General features: G+C 72.8%; 18 protein-coding genes. 13 read left to right on the forward strand and 5 right to left on the reverse strand.

Annotated features, from left to right (window positions below; all coding sequences use genetic code 11):
• The 4 genes from ABZ923_RS12685 to ABZ923_RS12700 form a co-directional block, all read left to right on the forward strand.
• On the forward strand, window positions 1–533 hold a 533-nt coding region (locus ABZ923_RS12685; RefSeq protein ID WP_361470256.1), incomplete at its 5' end, for an alpha-glucosidase C-terminal domain-containing protein.
• Between the two features lie 31 nt (window positions 534–564).
• The gene (locus ABZ923_RS12690; RefSeq protein ID WP_361470258.1) at window positions 565–1,929 is read left to right on the forward strand and encodes a maltokinase; all 1,365 of its coding nucleotides are present in this window, start codon (window positions 565–567) and stop codon (window positions 1,927–1,929) included.
• 3 nt (window positions 1,930–1,932) lie between these two features.
• On the forward strand, window positions 1,933–4,134 hold the full coding sequence (gene glgB / locus ABZ923_RS12695) for a 1,4-alpha-glucan branching enzyme (RefSeq protein WP_361470260.1): 2,202 nt from the start codon (window positions 1,933–1,935) through the stop codon (window positions 4,132–4,134).
• Between the two features lie 94 nt (window positions 4,135–4,228).
• A complete protein-coding gene (locus ABZ923_RS12700; protein WP_361470261.1) occupies window positions 4,229–5,317 on the forward strand; it encodes a glutamate--cysteine ligase in 1,089 nt (362 codons plus the stop codon).
• 19 nt (window positions 5,318–5,336) lie between these two features.
• Here the strand turns inward: ABZ923_RS12700 and ABZ923_RS12705 are convergent, their stop codons facing one another.
• Window positions 5,337–5,570 carry a DUF6480 family protein gene (locus tag ABZ923_RS12705; RefSeq protein ID WP_361470262.1) on the reverse strand — a complete coding sequence of 78 codons (234 nt, stop codon included), beginning with the start codon at window positions 5,568–5,570 and terminating at the stop codon, window positions 5,337–5,339.
• A 148-nt stretch (window positions 5,571–5,718) separates the two neighbouring features.
• Here ABZ923_RS12705 and ABZ923_RS12710 point away from each other — a divergent pair, with 148 nt between their 5' ends.
• The 5 genes from ABZ923_RS12710 (at window position 5,719) to ABZ923_RS12730 (ending at window position 12,390) form a co-directional block, all read left to right on the forward strand.
• Window positions 5,719–7,617, forward strand: a complete 1,899-nt coding sequence (locus ABZ923_RS12710; protein ID WP_361470264.1) for an AMP-dependent synthetase/ligase — start codon at window positions 5,719–5,721, stop codon at window positions 7,615–7,617.
• 152 nt (window positions 7,618–7,769) lie between these two features.
• A complete protein-coding gene (locus ABZ923_RS12715; protein WP_361470265.1) occupies window positions 7,770–8,204 on the forward strand; it encodes an ATP-binding protein in 435 nt (144 codons plus the stop codon).
• Window positions 8,205–8,398: 194 nt separating this feature from the next.
• Window positions 8,399–9,775 (forward strand): NAD(P)/FAD-dependent oxidoreductase, encoded by a 1,377-nt coding sequence (locus ABZ923_RS12720; RefSeq protein WP_361470413.1) that lies wholly within the window; start codon window positions 8,399–8,401, stop codon window positions 9,773–9,775.
• Between the two features lie 95 nt (window positions 9,776–9,870).
• Window positions 9,871–10,071 (forward strand): DUF4287 domain-containing protein, encoded by a 201-nt coding sequence (locus ABZ923_RS12725; RefSeq protein WP_361470266.1) that lies wholly within the window; start codon window positions 9,871–9,873, stop codon window positions 10,069–10,071.
• A gap of 96 nt (window positions 10,072–10,167) precedes the next feature.
• The gene (locus ABZ923_RS12730) at window positions 10,168–12,390 is read left to right on the forward strand and encodes an FUSC family protein (protein WP_361470415.1); all 2,223 of its coding nucleotides are present in this window, start codon (window positions 10,168–10,170) and stop codon (window positions 12,388–12,390) included.
• Between the two features lie 4 nt (window positions 12,391–12,394).
• On the opposite strand, the gene ABZ923_RS12735 is transcribed toward ABZ923_RS12730, so the two are convergent.
• Both ABZ923_RS12735 and ABZ923_RS12740 read right to left on the reverse strand, forming a co-directional pair.
• A complete protein-coding gene (locus ABZ923_RS12735; protein ID WP_361470267.1) occupies window positions 12,395–13,255 on the reverse strand; it encodes a SigB/SigF/SigG family RNA polymerase sigma factor in 861 nt (286 codons plus the stop codon).
• A 234-nt stretch (window positions 13,256–13,489) separates the two neighbouring features.
• Window positions 13,490–13,924: an ATP-binding protein gene (locus tag ABZ923_RS12740; protein ID WP_361470269.1), complete on the reverse strand. Its 435-nt coding sequence runs from the start codon at window positions 13,922–13,924 to the stop codon at window positions 13,490–13,492.
• A 125-nt stretch (window positions 13,925–14,049) separates the two neighbouring features.
• Here ABZ923_RS12740 and ABZ923_RS12745 point away from each other — a divergent pair, with 125 nt between their 5' ends.
• Together ABZ923_RS12745 and ABZ923_RS12750 are read left to right on the forward strand one after the other, a co-directional pair.
• Window positions 14,050–14,292 (forward strand): hypothetical protein, encoded by a 243-nt coding sequence (locus ABZ923_RS12745; protein ID WP_361470270.1) that lies wholly within the window; start codon window positions 14,050–14,052, stop codon window positions 14,290–14,292.
• A 271-nt stretch (window positions 14,293–14,563) separates the two neighbouring features.
• Complete coding sequence (locus ABZ923_RS12750) at window positions 14,564–15,022, forward strand: cyclic nucleotide-binding domain-containing protein (protein ID WP_361470272.1); 459 nt, start codon at window positions 14,564–14,566, stop codon at window positions 15,020–15,022.
• 4 nt (window positions 15,023–15,026) lie between these two features.
• Here ABZ923_RS12750 and ABZ923_RS12755 read toward each other — a convergent pair whose 3' ends face one another.
• Both ABZ923_RS12755 and ABZ923_RS12760 read right to left on the reverse strand, forming a co-directional pair.
• The gene (locus ABZ923_RS12755) at window positions 15,027–16,349 is read right to left on the reverse strand and encodes an MFS transporter (RefSeq protein ID WP_361470274.1); all 1,323 of its coding nucleotides are present in this window, start codon (window positions 16,347–16,349) and stop codon (window positions 15,027–15,029) included.
• A 60-nt stretch (window positions 16,350–16,409) separates the two neighbouring features.
• Window positions 16,410–17,024 carry a LysE/ArgO family amino acid transporter gene (locus ABZ923_RS12760; protein ID WP_361470276.1) on the reverse strand — a complete coding sequence of 205 codons (615 nt, stop codon included), beginning with the start codon at window positions 17,022–17,024 and terminating at the stop codon, window positions 16,410–16,412.
• A gap of 66 nt (window positions 17,025–17,090) precedes the next feature.
• Between ABZ923_RS12760 and ABZ923_RS12765 the strand changes: the two genes are divergently transcribed.
• Entirely contained in the window at window positions 17,091–17,978 is an 888-nt protein-coding gene (locus tag ABZ923_RS12765) for a LysR family transcriptional regulator ArgP (protein ID WP_361470277.1), read from the forward strand.
• A 404-nt stretch (window positions 17,979–18,382) separates the two neighbouring features.
• A complete protein-coding gene (locus ABZ923_RS12770; protein ID WP_361470279.1) occupies window positions 18,383–18,634 on the forward strand; it encodes a WhiB family transcriptional regulator in 252 nt (83 codons plus the stop codon).
• Window positions 18,635–18,643 lie beyond the last annotated feature (9 nt).

The raw sequence follows: 18,643 nt of genomic DNA on the forward strand, positions 1-18,643 counted from the left end.
ACGAGATCGGCATGGGCGACAACATCTGGCTCGGCGACCGCGACGCCGTCCGCACCCCCATGCAGTGGACACCCGACCGCAACGCCGGCTTCTCGACGTGCGACCCGGGACGCCTGTACCTGCCGACCATCATGGACCCGGTCTACGGCTACCAGGTCACCAACGTCGAGGCGTCGATGTCCTCGCCCTCGTCGCTGCTGCACTGGACCCGCCGCATGATCGAGATCCGCAAGCAGAACCCCGCCTTCGGTCTCGGCTCGTTCACGGAACTCCCGTCCTCCAACCCCGCGGTCCTGGCCTTCCTGCGCGAGTACGGCGACGACCTCGTGCTGTGCGTGAACAACTTCTCCCGCTTCGCCCAGCCCACCGAACTCGACCTGCGGACCTACGACGGCCGGCACCCGGTCGAGCTGATCGGCGGTGTGCGCTTCCCCGCGATCGGTGAACTGCCCTACCTGCTCACCCTGCAAGGCCACGGCTTCTACTGGTTCCGGCTCACCCGAGTCGCATCCCGCATCGGCCGCCGCCGCTGATCCGACGGCGCCGAGGAAAGGACGCGTCACCATGCCGAAGACCATCACTCCCCGACCGAGAACCGCCGTCGGCACAGACGGCCCGCTGGTCTCGCTCGGCGCGCTGCTGCGCGAGTGGTTGCCGAGGCAACGCTGGTTCGCGGGCAAGGACCGGCCCGTCACCGATCTGACGGTGCTGTCCGTGACCGAGCTGTTCCCGGGGTGCCTGCACCTGCTGGTGCACGCCTCGCACGTACCGGTGCCCACCCCGGGCGGCTCTCCCCCGCCCGGGGACTGCTACCAGCTGCTGCTGGGCCTGCGCCCGCACCTCGCCCCACGGCTGGAGCAGGCGTACATCGGGCGCGCCGAGGACGGCCCGATGGCCGGGCTCGCGGTGTACGACGCGCTGCACGACCCGCGCTCGGCGCACCTGCTGCTGGAGCGGCTGCGCCGGACCGGCACGGCGGGACGGCTGCGGTTCGAGGCGGACCCGGCGGCCCTGGTGCCCGGCGGGCTGCCGCCGCGGCTGCTGGACGCCGAGCAGTCCAACTCGTCGATCGTGTACGGCGACGCGTACATCCTGAAGCTCTTCCGCCGGATCCAGCCGGGCGTCAACCCGGACCTGGAGGTGCCGGCCGCGCTGGCCGCGCAGGGCTGCACCCGGGTGCCCGCGCCGGTGGCCTGGTTCACCACGACCGGCTCCCGCCCCGCCACCCTCGGTGTGCTCCAGCCGTTCCTGCCCGACGCCACCGACGGCTGGACGCTGGCGCTGCGCGCGCTGGCCGCGGGCGACGACTTCACCGCCGAGGCCCGTGCGCTGGGCCGGGCCATGGCCGAGGTGCACCTGGCGCTGGCCGAGGCCTTCCCGCCGGCCGGGCCGGGTGAGAACGGCCGTACGGCCGAGGCGATGTGCGCGCGGCTGGACGCCGCCGCGCACGCCGTGCCCGGGCTGCAGCCCTTCGTACCCGGCCTGAGGGCCGCGTTCGGGGCGCTCGCCACGTGCGACACCGGGCCGCCGGCCCAGCGCATCCACGGCGACCTGCACCTCGGTCAGGTGCTGCGGGCCGGCCGCGACTGGTTCGTCATCGACTTCGAGGGCGAGCCGTCCCGTCCGCTCGCCGAGCGGCGCGCCCCTCAGTCCCCGGTGCGGGACGTCGCCGGGATGCTTCGCTCCTTCGACTACGCGGCCCGGCAGCGCCGCCCCTGGCGACCCGAATGGGCGCGCCGCTGCCGGGAGGCGTTCTGCGCGGGCTACGCGGCCCGCGCCGGCTGGGATCCACGCAAGAAGCACGCGCTGCTGCGCGCGCACGAGACGGACAGGGCGGTCTACGAGGTGCTGTACGAAGCGAGACACCGGCCCGACTGGCTGCCGGTACCGATGGCGGCGATCAAGCGGCTCGCCGTGTGGGGAGGCTGACGCATGGCACTGAAGGACACCACCCGACCCGAGGCCGCCGGGCCCGAGGCGCCCGCGGCCGGGACCCTGGACCCCGCCGACCGCGGCCGGCTCCTGGCCGGCGCGCACCACGATCCGCACGCCCTGCTGGGCGCCCACCCGGTGCCGGACGGCACGCTGTTCCGGGCGCTGCGCCCGAACGCCCGGGCCGTGAGCGTCGTGGTCGACGGCAAGCGCACCGCGCTGCGGTCGGAGGGCGACGGACTGTTCGCCGCCGTCCTGCCCTGCACCCAGGTCCCGGCGTACACCCTGCTGGTGGCGTACGACGACGGCGAGCAGGAGGTGCACGACCCGTACCGCTTCCTGCCCGCCCTCGGCGAGCTGGACCTGCATCTGATCCGGGAGGGCCGGCACGAGCAGCTGTGGCGGGCGCTCGGCGCCGAGCCGATGGTCCACCAGGGCGTGGCCGGCACCCGCTTCACCGTGTGGGCGCCCAACGCCCAGGGCGTGCGGGTGGCCGGGGACTTCACGTACTGGGACGGCACCCAGTACCCGATGCGCTCGCTCGGCGCGTCCGGGGTGTGGGAGCTGTTCCTGCCCGGGATCGGCGAGGGCACCCGGTACAAGTTCGAGATCACCTCCCGGTACGGCCACCGCTTCCTGAAGGCGGACCCGATGGCGCGGGGCACGGAGGTGCCGCCGGACACCGCGTCGGTGGTGACGGCGTCGCGGTACGAGTGGGGTGACGCGGAGTGGATGGCGCACCGCGGTGACACCCCCGTGCACCAGGCGCCGTTCTCGGTGTACGAGGTGCATCTGCCGTCCTGGCGGCCGGGCCTGACGTACCGCGAGCTCGCCGAGGAGCTGCCCGCGTACGTGCGCGAGCTGGGCTTCACGCACGTGGAGCTGATGCCGGTGGCCGGGTACCCGTTCAGCGGCTCGTGGGGGTACCAGGTCACCTCGTACTACGCGCCGACGCCCCGGCTCGGCTCGCCGGACGACTTCCGGTACTTCGTGGACGCCTGTCACCGCGCCGGCCTCGGCGTGATCATGGACTGGGTGCCGGCGCACTTCCCGAAGGACGACTGGGCGCTGGCCCGGTTCGACGGGGACCCGCTGTACGAGCCCGGGAACGCCCTGCGGGCGGAGCACCCGGACTGGGGGACGTACGAGTTCGACTACGGCCGCACCGAGGTGCGCAACTTCCTCGTCGCCAACGCGGTGTACTGGTGCGAGGAGTTCCACATCGACGGGCTGCGCGTGGACGCCGTCGCCTCGATGCTCTACCTGGACTACTCGCGGGACTCCGGGCAGTGGGAGCCGAACGTGTTCGGCGGCCGGGAGGACCTGGACGCGGTGGCCTTCCTGCAGGAGATGAACGCCACCGTGTACCGGCGCTGCCCGGGCGTGGTGACCATCGCCGAGGAGTCCACCGCGTGGGACGGGGTGACCCGGCCGACGGACAGCGGCGGGCTCGGGTTCGGGCTGAAGTGGAACATGGGCTGGATGCACGACTCGCTGCAGTACATCCAGAAGGAGCCGGTGCACCGCAAGTACCACCACAACGAGATGACGTTCTCGATGGTGTACGCCTACAGCGAGAACTACGTCCTGCCCATCTCCCACGACGAGGTGGTGCACGGCAAGCAGGCGCTGGTGTCGAAGATGCCCGGCGACTGGTGGCAGCGGCGCGCCAACCACCGGGCGTACCTCGGCTTCATGTGGGCCCATCCGGGCAAACAGCTGTTGTTCATGGGGCAGGAGTTCGCCCAGGGGGCCGAGTGGTCCCATGAGCACGGTCCGGAGTGGTGGCTGCTCGGCGACGACTACCACTCCGCCGGCGACCACCGGGGCGTGCAGGACCTGGTGCGCGATCTGAACACGGTGTACCGGGCGACGCCGGCGCTGTGGCAGCGGGACACCGACCCGGGCGGTTTCCGGTGGGTGCTGTGCGACGCGGCGGAGGACAACGTCCTGGCGTTCCTGCGGTTCGACGCCGACGGCGGCCCGCTGCTGGCCGTGTCGAACTTCTCCCCCGTGGTCCGGCAGGACTACCGCCTGTGGGTCCCGGACGGGTTCCCCGCCTGGCAGGAGGCGCTGAACACGGACGACGTCCGCTACGGCGGCGGCGGTGTCGGCGCCGGCGGGCCGGTCGGGCCCGAGGACGGGTGCCTGAGGCTGACCCTTCCGCCGCTCGCCACTGTCTGGATGGTGCCGGTGCGCTGAAAGGCGCAGGTGTCGGGGGCCGTCCGGGGGGCAGTCGTGGGTCGTACAGATCCCACTACTGCCCCTCGCGGCATGGACAGAAGGGCGGCACCAGGTGCGCACCGTCGGAGTGGAGGAGGAACTCCTTCTGGTCGATCCGGACAGCGGAGACCCGAAGGCGCTGGCGGCGGCCGTCCTCGCCCGTGCCGCCCAGGACGATCCCGGGCAGGACGTGTTCGAGAAGGAGCTGTTCGGGCAGATGCTGGAGTTCGCCACGCATCCGCAGTCGGACATGGCGGCCCTCGGCGACGAGATCGTCCGCTGCCGCAAGGAGGCGGCCCGGCACGCGGGGCAGATCGGCTGCGGGGTCGCCGCGCTGGCCACCTCCCCGCTGCCGGTCAGCCCCGCCCTGAGCGTGAACGAGCGGTACCAGTGGCTGGCCGAGCGGTTCGGGATACCCACCTGGGAACAACTGGTCTGCGGCTGTCATGTGCATGTTTCGGTGGAGTCCGACGAGGAGGGTGTCGCGGTCCTGGACCGGCTCCGCCCGTGGCTTCCGGTGCTGCGGGCGATGAGTGCGAACTCCCCGTTCTGGCAGGGCCGCAACACCGGGTACGCCAGCTACCGCAGCCGGGTGTGGAACCGGTGGCCCTCGGCCGGGCCGACCGAGCTGTTCGGGTCCGCCGAGGAGTACCACCGGCGCGTGACCGAGATGGTGGCCACCGGGGTCATCCTGGACGAGGCCATGGCCTACTTCGACGCGCGGCTGTCGGCCCGCTACCCGACGGTGGAGCTCCGGGTGGCGGACGTGTGCCTGGGCGCGGAGAGCGCCGTACTGATCGCGACGCTCGCCCGCGCGCTCGTGGAGACGACCGCGCAGGAGTGGCGGGCCGGCCGGCCCGCGCCCGATCCCGGGGTGAGCCTGCTGCGGCTGGCCGACTGGCAGGCCGCGCGCTACGGCCTCGAGGAGGACCTCCTCGACCCGGTCACCCTGCGGCCCCGGCCCGCCCCGCTGGTGCTGCGCTCCCTGCTGGAGTACACCGGGGACGCGCTCACCGCGAGCGGCGACGCGGAACGGGCCGAGCGGGCCGTCGGGGAACTGCTGCGGACGGGCAACGGCGCACGCGAGCAGCGCGGGCTGCTCGAGCGCACCGGCAGCCTGCGGGACGTCGTCACCGAGTGCGTGCGGCGCACGCAGGGCTGAACGTCCCGCTCCCGGCTGCTCAGAGGATCAGGACCAGGGCGTAGACCAGGAAGAACGCGGCGATCAGGATCACGAGGGCCAGGATCAGGGTCAGCGGGCCCTTCGCCCAGCCCTTCGTCGGATTGTGCGTCTCCCGGGGCCCGGCCTCGGGCATGCTGCTCTCGGCGGGCGGTGTCTCGCCGGGCGGGACACCGCCGCCGGGCTCCAGCCCGGTGCTGCGTTCGGGCTCCGGATCGGGGTTCACATGACTCATGCCTCCCGAGTCCCCAGGACACGCCCACATCATCAGCCGATCACGATTCCTCGTTCCCGTCACCGAACGCGCTTACCTGGGCTACATTCGAGCACCGCCGACACCGAGCCGTTCGGCGGAGTCACCCTCCGTACAACAGGAGCAGCGCATGCGGGACGTCGCCCTCGCTCCAGCCGTTGCCCGGCCGCTCACGGGCGGCCTCGCCGACAGCGTCTTCGAGCGGGCGGACCTCGATCCGACACTTCCGGCGCTGGCGCGCCGCGCCGGGCCGCCCGCGACCGGGTGGGAGGAGGTGACGGCGGTCGAGCTGCGGGACGAGGTGGTCGACCTGGCCAAGGGCCTGATCGCCGCCGGGATCTCGCCCGGCCACCGGGTGGCCCTGATGGCCCGCACCCGCTACGAGTGGACGGTGCTGGCGCACGCGCTGTGGACCGTGGGCGCCGAGGTGGTGCCGATCCATCCGGCCTCCGCACGCGACCAGGTGGAGTGGATCCTGCGGGACGCCGGCTGTGTGGCCGTGGTCGTGGAGGACGAGCAGGGCGTCATGACCGTCGGCACCGTGTGCACCCGGCTGCCGCGGCTGCGGCACGTCTGGCAGCTGGACGCGGGGGCCCTGGCCGACCTCGCGGAGCGCGGGGCGGTGGTGCCGTACACCACCGTGGAGTCGCTGCGCCGGATCGTGCTGCCGGACTCCACCGCGGCCATCGTCTACACCTCCGGCTCCTCGGGCCGCCCGATGGGCTGCGCGCTCAGCCACCGCAACCTGGCCTACCCGTGCGACACCCTGCTGGCCGGCTGGGCGCACACGGCGGCCCCGCCGGGCGAGCAGCCGTCCGTGCTGGCCTTCCTGCCGTTCTCGCACGTCTACGGCATCATGATCATGCTGATGTGCGTGCGCGGCGGAGTGCTGATGGGGCACGAGCCGGAACTGACCGGGACGGCGCTGGTCTCGGCCCTGACCACGTTCCGGCCGACGTACCTGTACGGCGTGCCGTCGGTGTTCGAGAAGCTTTACAAGAGCTTCCTGCACACCGCCCAACAGACGGGTCGGGACGCCGTGTTCGAGCGGGCGGCGCAGACCGCGCGGGAGTACGCCGCGGCCGAGGAGCGCCGCCGGCTGGGCACCGGGCCGGGTCCCGGTCTGGAGCTGAGGCTGCAACACGCCCTGTACGAGCGGACGGTGTACCGCAGGCTGCGGGCGGCGCTCGGCGGCCGGGTGGTGCGCGGCACCTCCGGCGGCAGCGGGCTCGACCGCGAACTGGGCCTGTTCTACGAGGGCATCGGCGTGTTCGTGCACGACGGCTACGGGCTCACCGAGTCCTCCGGCGGGATCACCATGCAGCCGCTGGGCCGGGAGAGGTCCGGGACCGTGGGCCGCCCGCTGCCGGGCACCGAGATCCAGGTGGCCGACGACGGGGAGATCCTGGTGCGCGGCCCGTCGGTGTTCCAGGGCTACATCAGCGACGAGCAGGCGACCCGGGCCGCACTGCGCGGCGGCTGGCTGGCCACCGGGGACATCGGGCGGCTGGACGGCGACGGCTATCTGACGATCACCGGGCGCAAGAAGGACATCATCGTCACCAGCGGCGGCAAGAGCGTGGCGCCGGCCCTGCTGGAGCAGCGGCTGCGGATGCATCCCCTGGTCCACCAGGCCGTGGTGATCGGCGACAACCGGCCGTGCGTGGGCGCGCTGATCACCCTGGACCCGGAGTTCCTCGCGCACTGGCGGGCCGCCCTCGCGCTCCAGGGCGACAGCCCGAGCCGGGAGACCCGCGAGGAGAACGCGCTGCGGGAGGAGATCGCGCGGGCCGTGGCCTCCGCCAACAGCGCGGTGTCCCGCGCGGAGTCCATCAGGGTCTACCGTGTCCTGCAGGAACCGTTCGCACCGGACAACGGGTTGCTCACCCCGTCCATGAAGCTGCGCCGGGACGCCGTCGTACGGCACTACGCGGCCGAGATCGAGGCGATGTACCAGGCGCGCTCCCGGTCGCGGCCGGGTCCGCCGGAGCCGGCCGAGTGGGACGAACCGGACGACGTCTTCCGCTGAGGGGTGCACCGTACGGACGGCCGGTCCGAGGGGAGACGGATAGCCTGCGCGGCTGGGGGAACCCGCAGCGCAGCAAGAGATCAGCAACGACGACCGTCCTGGTCGCAGGGACCGACCCCGGCCCCTGTCCGGCCGGGACCGGGGAATGCGAGATGGTGACGGAGCCGCGCTGGGACGACACTCCACCCTCGGAGGAGAAGTACGAGCGTACGTTCTCCTTCCCGGGTGAGCTGCGCAACGTCACGGGTGCGCGGCTCGCGGCGGAGGATTTCCTCCGCGCGCTCGCCCGGGAGGCACCTCCGGGCGCGCACGAGTACTGGGACGACATCCTGCTGGTCGTCACCGAACTGGCCGCGAACGCGATCCAGTACGCACCCGGTCCGTTCGACCTGCGGATGCGCCGCACGTTCGACGGGGTGCACGTGACGATGCGGGACACGAGCACGACGAAGCCGGAGCCACGGCCGTTCCACCCGCGTACCGGCGGGGGCGGCATCGGCTGGCACCTGGTGCACACGCTGTGCACCCAGGTCAGCGTCGTGGTGCATGAGCGGGGCAAGGACATCCACGCGTTCCTGCCCTGGTGAACATGTTCGACGTGTAGGTGTGCGCCAGCCGGTTACTCCGCCTTCCAGTGGGGGCATGCTGGTCCCCACGCGTTCGTCTGCCTGCCGTACCCAGTCGGCGGAACGGCTGGAGGCACGGTGGTATCGGAGTCGGCTGAGCGATCCAGGGCATGCGAACGGCGTTCGAGTCGGACCGCCTGGAGCCGCAGAAAGGGATGGACACCGTGACACGACCCAGGATCCTGGTGGTTGGCGCAGGCTTCGCCGGAGTCGAGTGCGTCCGCCGCCTGGAGCGGAAGCTCGCCCCCGACGAGGCCGACGTCACGCTGGTGACGCCGTTCGCCTACCAGCTCTACCTGCCGTTGCTGCCCCAGGTCGCCTCCGGCGTGCTCACGCCGCAGTCGATCGCCGTGTCGCTGCGCCGCAGCAAGAAGTACCGCACCCGGATCATCCCGGGCGGTGCGATCGGCGTGGACCTGAAGGCGAAGGTGTGCGTCGTCCGCACCATCACCGACAAGATCGTCAACGAGCCCTACGACTACATCGTGCTGGCACCGGGCAGCGTGACCCGCACCTTCGACATCCCGGGCCTGACCGAGCACGCCTTCGGGATGAAGACGCTCGCCGAGGCCGCCTACATCCGCGACCACGTCATCTCGCAGCTCGACCTGGCGGACGCCAGCGACGACCCGGCCGAGCGGGCGGCGCGGCTGCAGTTCGTGGTGGTCGGCGGCGGCTACGCGGGCACCGAGACCGCGGCCTGCCTGCAGCGGCTGACGCACGCGGCCGTGCAGCGCTATCCCCGGCTCGACCCGGGCCTGATCAAGTGGCACCTGATCGACATCGCGCCCAAACTCATGCCGGAGCTGGGCGACAAGCTCGGCCGCAGCGCGCAGGAGATCCTCAAGCGCCGTGGCATCGAGGTCTCGCTGGGCGTCTCCATCGACAAGGCCGGTCCGGAGGAGGTCACCTTCACCGACGGCCGGGTGGTGCCCACGCACACCCTGATCTGGACGGCAGGTGTGGTCGCCAGCCCGCTCATGGCCACGCTCGGCGCCGAGACGGTCAAGGGCCGGCTGGCGGTCACCGCGGAGATGTGCCTGCCGGGCTACGACGGGGTGTTCGCGCTCGGCGACTCGGCGGCCGTGCCGGACCTGGCCAAGGGGCAGGAGGGCGCGGTCTGCCCGCCCACCGCGCAGCACGCGATGCGGCAGGGCAGGAAGGTCGGCGACAACGTCATCGCGGCGCTGCGGGGCCAGCCGCTGCAGCCCTACGTGCACAAGGACCTGGGGCTCGTCGTCGACCTCGGCGGCAAGGACGCGGTGTCCAAGCCGCTGGGCATCGAGCTGCGCGGGCTGCCCGCCCAGGCGGTGGCCCGCGGCTACCACTGGTCGGCGCTGCGCACCAACGTCGCCAAGACCCGGGTGATGACCAACTGGCTGCTGAACGCGATCGCCGGGGACGACTTCGTGCGCACCGGCTTCCAGGCCCGCAAGCCCGCCCGGCTGAAGGACTTCGAGTACACCGACTCGTACCTGACACCGGAACAGGTACGGGCCCGGGTGGAGGGCGCGGGCGTCGACCAGCCGTGATGTGACGCAGATCACCGGGAGGCCGCCGATCATTCCGCACCGGACCGGCGGTCTCTTGGTGTGATCAGGAAACGTCACACGGAGGGACACCCGGCATGACCGTGAAGGGCCCGGCGAGCTACTTCCCGTCGATCGAGAAGACGTACGGCCGCCCCGTCGGCGAGTGGCAGGAGCTGATCCGCTCCTCGCCGCTGACCAAGCACATGGAGCTCGTCGCCTGGCTCAAGTCCGCGCACGGGCTCGGCCACGGGCACGCGAACGCGCTGGTGGCCGCCACCCTGGCCGAGGGCCGGTAGTCCGGACCCACGTGCGATGCTGGGGTCGTAGATCGATCACCGGCAGGGAGAGAGCACGGCGGCGTGAGGGCAGCGGCACGGTCGGGACGGGTACGGATGTGGGACCGGCTGGCGGCCTCGGACCCCGGACTGCTCCGGCTCACCGCGGGCCTGCGCACGGTCGCCGCCATCGCCCTGACCCTCGCGGTCCTCGCCGCGCTGCGCGTCCCGGTGCCCCAGCTGGTCGCCGGGGCCATGGCGGCGATGGTCGCCACCTTCGCCATCCGGGAGAAGCAGCGCGGTCCGCAGGCCGTCACGCTCGCCCTGGGACTGCCGGTGGCGCTGGCCTCGGTGTCGCTGGGCGCGCTGCTCAGCCACCGTGTGGTCGCCGGGGACCTGTTCTTCGTCGTCCTCATCTTCTGCGCCGTCTACGGCCGCCGGTTCGGCGACCGCGGCACGGCGCTGGGGCTGATCGGTTTCCAGGTCTACTTCCTGTCGCTGTTCGTCGGCGCGACCGTGTCCGCGCTGCCCCCGCTGTACGGGGTGATCTGCGTGGCGTTCGGATGCAGCGCCGCCGCCCGGTTCGTGCTGCTGCCGCAGACCCCGGCGGGCACCCTGGACCGGCTGCGGCGGGCCTTCCGCGCCCGGCTCGCCCAGCTGATCGCCACCCAGGCCGAGTTGCTGGACGCCGGTCCGAACGAGGCGGAGAAGCTGCTGGAGGACCTGCGCACCGGCACCGCGCGGCTGCACGAGACGGCGCTGATGATCCAGGGCCGGCTGGAGGACGGCACCTCGGACCCGGCGGTGGCCCGGCTGCTCCAGCGCCGGATCGCGGACGCCGAGATCGCCGCCGAGCGGCTGGGACTGCTGCTGCTCACCGCGCGCAGCGCCCGGCGGACCGACACCCTCACCCTGCATCTGCCGGGCGCCCCGCTGCCCTCCGGGGGCGAGCTGCCGGTGCGGGACGAGGCGTCGGCCGCGCTGCACCGGGATCTGCAGGCGCTGCGGCTTCTGATGCTGCGGCCGGCCGGGGAGGCCTCGGGGACCGCGCTCGCCCAGGTGCGCAACCGGCTGCTCGGCTACCGCGAGGAGGAGAACCTGCCGGCGGCCTCCCCGGCCGTGCAGGACGTCTTCCGGGGCCTCGGCGAGGCCGCCCGGGCCGCGCTGGGTCTGCGGGTCGCCCTGGACGGACCGCAGGACGAGTCCGACGACACCCCGGCCACCGCCCGGTCACGCGAGGAGCTGGACGCCGAGGACACCGCGATCGAGATCAGCGAGGAGAGCGAACCGGAGGAGCCCCAGCCGGCCGGTCTGCAACGCCCCACCACCCGGGCCGCCCTCCAGGTGGCGGTGGGCTCCTCGCTGGCCATCGTTGGCGGCGAACTGCTGTCCAGCCAGCGCTGGTACTGGGCGGTGCTGACCTGCTGGATCGTGTTCATCAACACCGCGTCCACCGGCGAGATCCTGGTGAAGGGCTACCGGCGGCTGCTGGGCACGGTGCTGGGCGTGGTGGCCGGTATCGGGCTGGCCGCGCTGGTCGGGCACCACACGTGGACGGCGTTCGCGCTGGTGCTGCTGTTCATCTTCGCGATGTTCTACACCGCGCCCCTGTCGTACACGCTGATGTCGTTCTTCGTGACGGCCATGCTGGGGCTGCTCTACACGCTGCTGAACACCTACAGCCTGTCGGTGCTGGTGATGCGGATCGAGGAGACGGCGCTCGGCGCGGCCTGCGGGGTGATCGCCGCGGCGGTGGTGCTGCCGATCCACACCGACCGCCGTACCAACGACCTGCTCGTGGCGGTCCTGGACCGGCTGGCCGACGTCACGCGGGGCGCCGTCGACCAGCTGAGCGGCGGGACGGGCGGCGATCTGGTGGAGGAGGCGCGCGAACTGGACCAGGCGCTGGCCGACCTGCGCGCGGCCACCCAGCCGCTGACCCATCCGATCACCCCGCTGCGCACGCGCCGGAACACGGCCCGGTACGTGGTGGCCCTGCTGGAGACCTGCGCCTACCACGGGCGGTCCCTGGCGGCCACGGCCGAGCTGCTGCCGACGCATCCGGCGATCGCGGCGGATCCGCGGCTGCGCGGGGCGTGCGGGCGGATCGTGCACAACATCGAGGCGATCGCCGCGCACGTCACGGACCCGCGGTCCACCGCGGAGATCGAAACCGGCCCCAGCATCGCGTCGATGCTGGGGCCGGGCACCCTGCGCACCCCGCGCTACGGCCGGGTCACCGACCGGGTGCTGCGCCATCTGCAGCGGCTGGACGAGGCCGTCTCGGGCCTCGCCCGGCCGCTGGGCGTGGCCGGCGGGCCGGCGCAGCCCAGGAGCTGACCGCTCACCGCTGGTCGGTGCCGCCGGCGCGGCGGCTGCCGAGCACCTCGTCGCGGACGCGGGCGCAGCTGCGGCTGATCAGCCGGGAGACGTGCATCTGGGAGATGCCGAGCCGGTCGGCGATACGGCTCTGCGTCATGTCCTCGAAGAAACGCATGTAGAGGATGGCCCGCTCCCGCTCGGGCAGCCGGCGCAGCCCTTCCTTGGCGGCCTCGCGGTCGACCACGACGTCGTAGGAGGTGTCCGTCTCGCCGAGGGTGTCGGCGAGGCTGTAGCCGTCGTCGCCGGCGGACAGCTCGGCGTCCAGCGAAAGGGTGCTGAAGCTCTCCAGCGCCTCCATGCCGGCGCTCACCTCCTCCTCGGTGAGTCCGGTGTGGGCGGCGATGTCGGCGACGGTGGGCTCGGGGCTCCCGGGGTTCTGGGTGAGTTCGCGTCGGGCCACCCGCACCCGGTTGCGCAGCTCCTGCACCCGGCGCGGCACCCGCAGGGCCCACATCCGGTCGCGGAAGTGGCGCTTGACCTCTCCGGTGATGGTCGGCACGGCATAGCTCTCGAAGGCCCCGCGCGAGGGGTCGAAGCGGTCGATGGCCTTCACGAGGCCGAGGGCGGCCACCTGGCGCAGGTCCTCGACGGACTCGCCGCGGTCGCGGAAGCGGCCGGCGATCCGGTGCGCCATGGGCAGCCAGGCGGTGACGAGTTCGTCGCGTACGGCATCCCGCTCAGGACCGTCGTCCAGTTCCGCCAGCCGGGCGAACAGCTCCGCGGTGTCGGGGGCGTCGTCATGGTTCCGCCGGGTGGGGGCCGCGGCGCCGTCGGCGGTGGGGGCGGCCGTGCCGGGACGGCTTGTCGACATGTCGGTCAGCATGCGGAATCGCTCCTGAACGTGGTTTCAGGGCACGGCCGGAACAAAGGTTCCGGGTCTCGGCCCGAACGGTGGTGTCAGGGTTTTCGCCGCGGGGTAGCCACCTGGGCCGCCGGACGGGGCCCAGGCAACGGGTGTCTTCCCCGCTGGGCGCGCGCCTCCGGTCCGAAGCACGAGATTCCGTCTGCCCCTCGCCCCCGCGGGCAAACGCCGCTGAGCGGAACTTCGGAAACCGCTTCAGTGCAGCGGTACGACGGCGGTGATGCACTTGCCGCCGCGGGGCAGCTCCGCCACCCGGACGTCCCGGGCCAGCCGGCACACGATGGGCCAGCCGCGGCCGCCGGGCCGGGCGGAGGCGTGCTCGTCGCCGGCGCGGGCGGCCACGGGCAGGTCGTCGCTGCGGTCGCTCACCGAGACGCGGACCCCGCCGGAGTCGACGTCGACGTCGAAGCCGGTGATGCCGCCGCCGTGCAGCAGTGCGTTGGTGGTCAGTTCCGAGGTCACCAGCAGGGCGTCCGCGACGGTCTCGGGCGCGCACGGCAGCGCGCGGGCCCGGCACCGCTCGGTCATGACCCGCTCCACCGTTCTGCGGGCGTCGGCCGGCCGGCACGGCACCCGGCGGCGAGCCTCCGGCAGGACGGCGGTGGGGCTGGTGCGGTGGTTGTCGAGCATCCCTTCCTCCCCTGACGGTGCCCGGATTGCAAGGTTCTCTCCTCTTTCGGCTGACCCTTCAGGGCTCTGTCAAACACCCTGGGTGCCGGTGTCATCACGACGGGGCGGGCGGGTACCCGCTCCCCATGACGGATGTGGTGGACGCGGACGAGTTGTTGCGGCGGATCCGGCGGGGCCGGGAGCACGCGGCGGAGGAGGAGCGGGCCTGGCGTGAGCGGGCCCTGAGTCTGACGGCGACGGATCCGGAGGGCGCACGGGAGGCGACGGACCGGGCCCGGACGTACGAGGTGGTGCTGCGGGTGCTGGAGGAGATCGTCTCGCCGGGCGGGGGCCCGGTGCGGGCGGATGGGGTGAAACAGGTCACTTGACCCGGTTTCGGTTACCCAAAAGTACGACAGATGGTTTACTGTTCATCCATACGTGACGCGGAGCGGCGCGGAACCTCCCTTCCTCCCTCCTGACGTCACCGCATACGGCCCTGGCTGGTCTCCCCCGTCCAGCCAGGGCTTTTTTCTGCCCGAAACGCGACACGCAGACGGATGCCCACCGCGTCAAGGTGCTCGGGGCGCCCATAGCGGCTGAAATGGGAGGGAACACCGCATCCCCACCGCAACCGCCGCCGGCGAGGAGCCCCGCGCCATGACCAAAGCGATCAAACTGCTCACCGCCCTCCCCCAGGCGCAGCGCGAGCGCCTGATGGAGCTGGCCAAGGAGGTGTCCTTCCGGGAGGACACCCGGATCTTCGAGGCGGGCGGCACCGCCGACCGGTTCTGGGTGATCCGCTCCGGCGCGGTCCACCTGGACCAGCAGGTCACCTCCCGGCAGCGGGTGACTGTTGCCTCGCTCGGCGCGGGCGACCTGCTCGGCTGGTCCTGGCTGTTCCCGCCGTACCAGTGGGACTTCGGAGCGGTGGCCTTCACCGACGTACGAGCCTACGAGTTCGACGGGCCGTCGGTGCTCGGGCTGTGCGTGGAGGATCCGCTGCTCGGGCTCTCGCTCGTCCGCACGGTGGCCGAGGTCCTCGCCAGCCGGCTGGAGACGACCCGCGGAAAGCTGATGGAGCAGTACACGATGCGGCGGCGCAGCGGCCCGCTGTAGGCCGTCAGATCCGGTAGCGGCGCAGCGCCGGGACGGCGGCGGCCAGGGCCAGCATCAGCACGACCACCAGGGCGCCGCCGCCCGCGACCGCGGCCCGCGGTCCGAACACCGAGCCGGCGGTGCCGTGCAGCACGTCCGCCAGCCGCGGCCCGCCCGCGACGACCACCGTGAAGACCCCCTGCATCCGGCCGCGCATCTCGTCGGTCGCGGCCGACAGCAGGATGGCGCCGCGGAACACCATCGAGACCATGTCGGCGACGCCGGCCGCGGCGAGGAAGGCCACGGCGACCCAGAGGTTCCCGCTCAGCCCGAACCCCGCGACGGCCACGCCCCAGCCGACGACCGCCCCGATCACCATCCAGCCGTGCCGGCGGGCCCGCGAGAACACGCCGGAGAACAGCCCGCCGAGCACCGCGCCGACCGGGATGCCGGCGAACAGCACACCGAGCGCGAGCCCCTCGCCGTAGGAGCCGTACGTCTGCGCGGCCAGCTGCGGGAACAGGGCGCGGGGCATGCCGAACACCATGGCGACGATGTCGGCGAGGAAGGACAGCAGCAGCACCTTATGGCGGGAGATGTAGCGGAACCCGGCGGCGATCTCGCGCAGGCCGGCGCGGCGGGCGGTCTCGCCGAGCGGCGGCAGCGCGGGCAGCCGGACGACGGCCCACACCGTGACGCACAGGGCCAGCGCGTCGATCAGGTACAGCTCGGGCAGCCCGATGACCGGGATGAGCACACCGGCGAGCAGGGGGCCGGCCACCAGGCCGGTCTGCATCACCGTCGAGCCCAGCGCGTTCGCGGCCGCCAGCTGCTCCGCGGGGACCAGGCGGGCGATGGAGGCGGTGCGGGCCGGGGCGTTGAGGCCGAAGAAGGCCTGCTGGAGCGCGAGCAGCACCATGAGCACCACGACGGACTCCAGCCCGGTGACGGCCTGCGCCCAGAACAGCAGCGAGGTCACCGCGATACCGCTGTTGGTGACCAGCAGCAGCTTGCGGCGGTCGACGGTGTCGGCGACCGCCCCGCCCCACAGCGCGAAGGCCACCATCGGCAGCAGGCCCGCGAGGCTGGCGTAGCCGACCCAGGCGGAGGAGTGCGTGATGTCGTAGATCTGCTTGGGTACGGCGACGGCGGTGAGCTGGCTGCCGACGGCGGTGACGATGGTCGACGACCACAGGCGCCGGTAGGCGGGGATGCGCAGCGGACGGGTGTCCATCGCCCAGCGGCGCCAGCCGCGCCCGGGCGGCTCCGCGGCCGCTGACGCTTCGGTGTCGGTCTCGGTGCTGCTGCTCTCGGTCGCGTCCACGGATGTCCTGGTTGCTCGATACATCTTTTCTCTTCGAGAGCCTAACTATTCCAGGGACACCTGTGCACACGGAACTCCTTCGGCTCAGGCCCCGGCGACCAGGGTCGCGCCCAGGGCCAGCATGGTGGCGGCGACCAGACCATCCAGTACCCGCCAGGCGCCCGGCCGGGCCAGGAACCGGCCGAGCAGCCCGGCGCCGAAGCCGAGCGCGGCGAACCAGCACAGGCTGGCGAGCGCGGCGCCGAGTCCGAAGGTCCAGCGCAGCGGTCCCCGGTCGGCGGCCAGGGAGCCGAGCAGGAACACGGTGTCCAGGTAGACGTGCGGGTTCAGCCAGGTCATCGCCAGACAGGTGAGCACCGCCCGGCGGCGCGAGCCGGCCGCCTCGCCCTCCGCGCGCAGCCCGGCGCCGGGCCTGAGCACCCGGCGGACGGCCAGGGCGCCGTAGCCGAGCAGGAAGGCGCCGCCCACGATCCCGACCGCCCGGAGCGCGCCCGGCCAGGCCACCACCACCGCGCCGACCCCGCCGACGCCGAGCGCGATGAGCAGCGCGTCGGACAGGGCGCAGATGGCGACCACGGCGAGGACGGCGTCCCGGCGCACCCCCTGCCGGAGGACGAAGGCGTTCTGCGCGCCGATGGCGACGATCAGGGACAGGCCGGTGCCGAATCCGGCAGCCGCGGTGGTGAGGGCGTGGTTCATGCCGTCGACGCTAGAAAAGCGCTGCTCACAAGTACAGCTAAAGATTTTTACGTACCATTAGCGCTCATGATGTCAGAGCTGCCCCTGGAACAGGTGCGGACCTTGCTGGCCGTGGTGGACGAGGGCACCTTCGACGCGGCCGCCGCCGCGCTGCACGTGACGCCGTCGGCGGTCAGCCAGCGGGTCAAGGCCCTCGAACAGCGCACCGGCCGGGTGCTGCTCCAGCGCACCAAACCGGTGCGGCCCACGGAGTCCGGCGCGGTGCTGGTGCGGTACGCCCGGCAGCTCGCCCGGCTGGAGCGGGACGCCTGGGGCGAGCTGGGGCTGAGCGGCAGCGGGGAGCCGACGCGGGTCTCGGTCGCGGTCAACGCGGACTCGCTCGCGACCTGGTTCCTGCCGGCCCTGACCCGGGTGCCGGGCCTCTGCTTCGAACTGCACCGGGAGGACGAAGACCACACGGCGGCGCTGCTGCGCGAGGGCCTGGTGATGGCCGCCGTGACCTCCTCGCCGGACCCGGTGCCCGGCTGCACCGTCCGTCCGCTCGGCCGGATGCGCTACCTGCCGGTGGCCGCCCCCGGGTTCGCCGCGGCCCATGTGGCGGGGCGGCCTTTGCCGGAGGCGCTGTCCCGGGCGCCCGTGGTGGCCTTCGACCGCAAGGACGACTTCCAGGACGGCTTCGCCCGCCGGCTCGGTCTGGGCTCCGCGGGTCCGTTCCGGCACCACGTGCCCACCTCGGAGGGGTTCCTGGACGCGGTCGCCGCCGGGCTCGGCTGGGGCATGGTCCCCGAGGTGCAGGCCGGGCCGCTGCTGGAGCAGGGGCGGCTGGCGGTGCTCGTCCCCGGCGAGTGGGTGGACGTCACCCTCCACTGGCAGCAGTGGAGACTCGACTCCCCCGCACTGGCGGCCCTGGCCGAGGCGGTGGCCGAGACGGCGGCGCGGGCGCTGCGCGCCTGACCGGCCTGCGCGTTCGGGCACTGCGTCCCGCAGCGCCCCTCACCCGTCACCCGTCACCTCGTGCCCATCGCCCGGCAACCTGTCACATGACGGGCGCCCGGCGGGGTCTGGCGGAGTACCGTGGTCGCGCGGTGGCCCGGTGGTCGCCGGGCGGGCGGGCCGGCCCGTCCGAACTGCCCGCCGCCGGTACCCGGTCGGGTGGTCCGGTGCTCTTCGCGCCCTGCTCCCCGGCCTGTTGACCGGGTACGGCCCCCACCGGGGCGACCGGTCCCGCGCTCCTCTTCCCGATCCCCCGCCGGTTGAGCCGTTTCACTGCGCCGCGACCGGTCACCCGAATGCGGAGACCGCATGCGGAACGCATTCGACAGGACACGGACGACTTCGATCCGAACCAGGAGACTCCCATGGACAACTGGCGCGAGCATGCCGCGTGCCGCCACGAGGACCCCGACCTCTTCTTCCCGATCGGCACCACCGGGCCGGCGCAGGTGCAGACCCAGCAGGCCAAGGCGGTGTGCGGGCGCTGCCCGGTCCGGGAGCAGTGCCTGGACTGGGCGCTGGACACGGCCCAGAGCATCGGCGTCTGGGGCGGTACGACGGAGCTGGAGCGCCGGGCGCTCAGGCGCCGCGCCCGCTCCCGGCCGCGCTCCGGCTGACCGGCGGCC

The sequence above is a fragment of the Streptomyces sp. NPDC046881 genome (genome assembly GCF_040645015.1).
GTDB lineage: Bacteria > Actinomycetota > Actinomycetes > Streptomycetales > Streptomycetaceae > Streptomyces.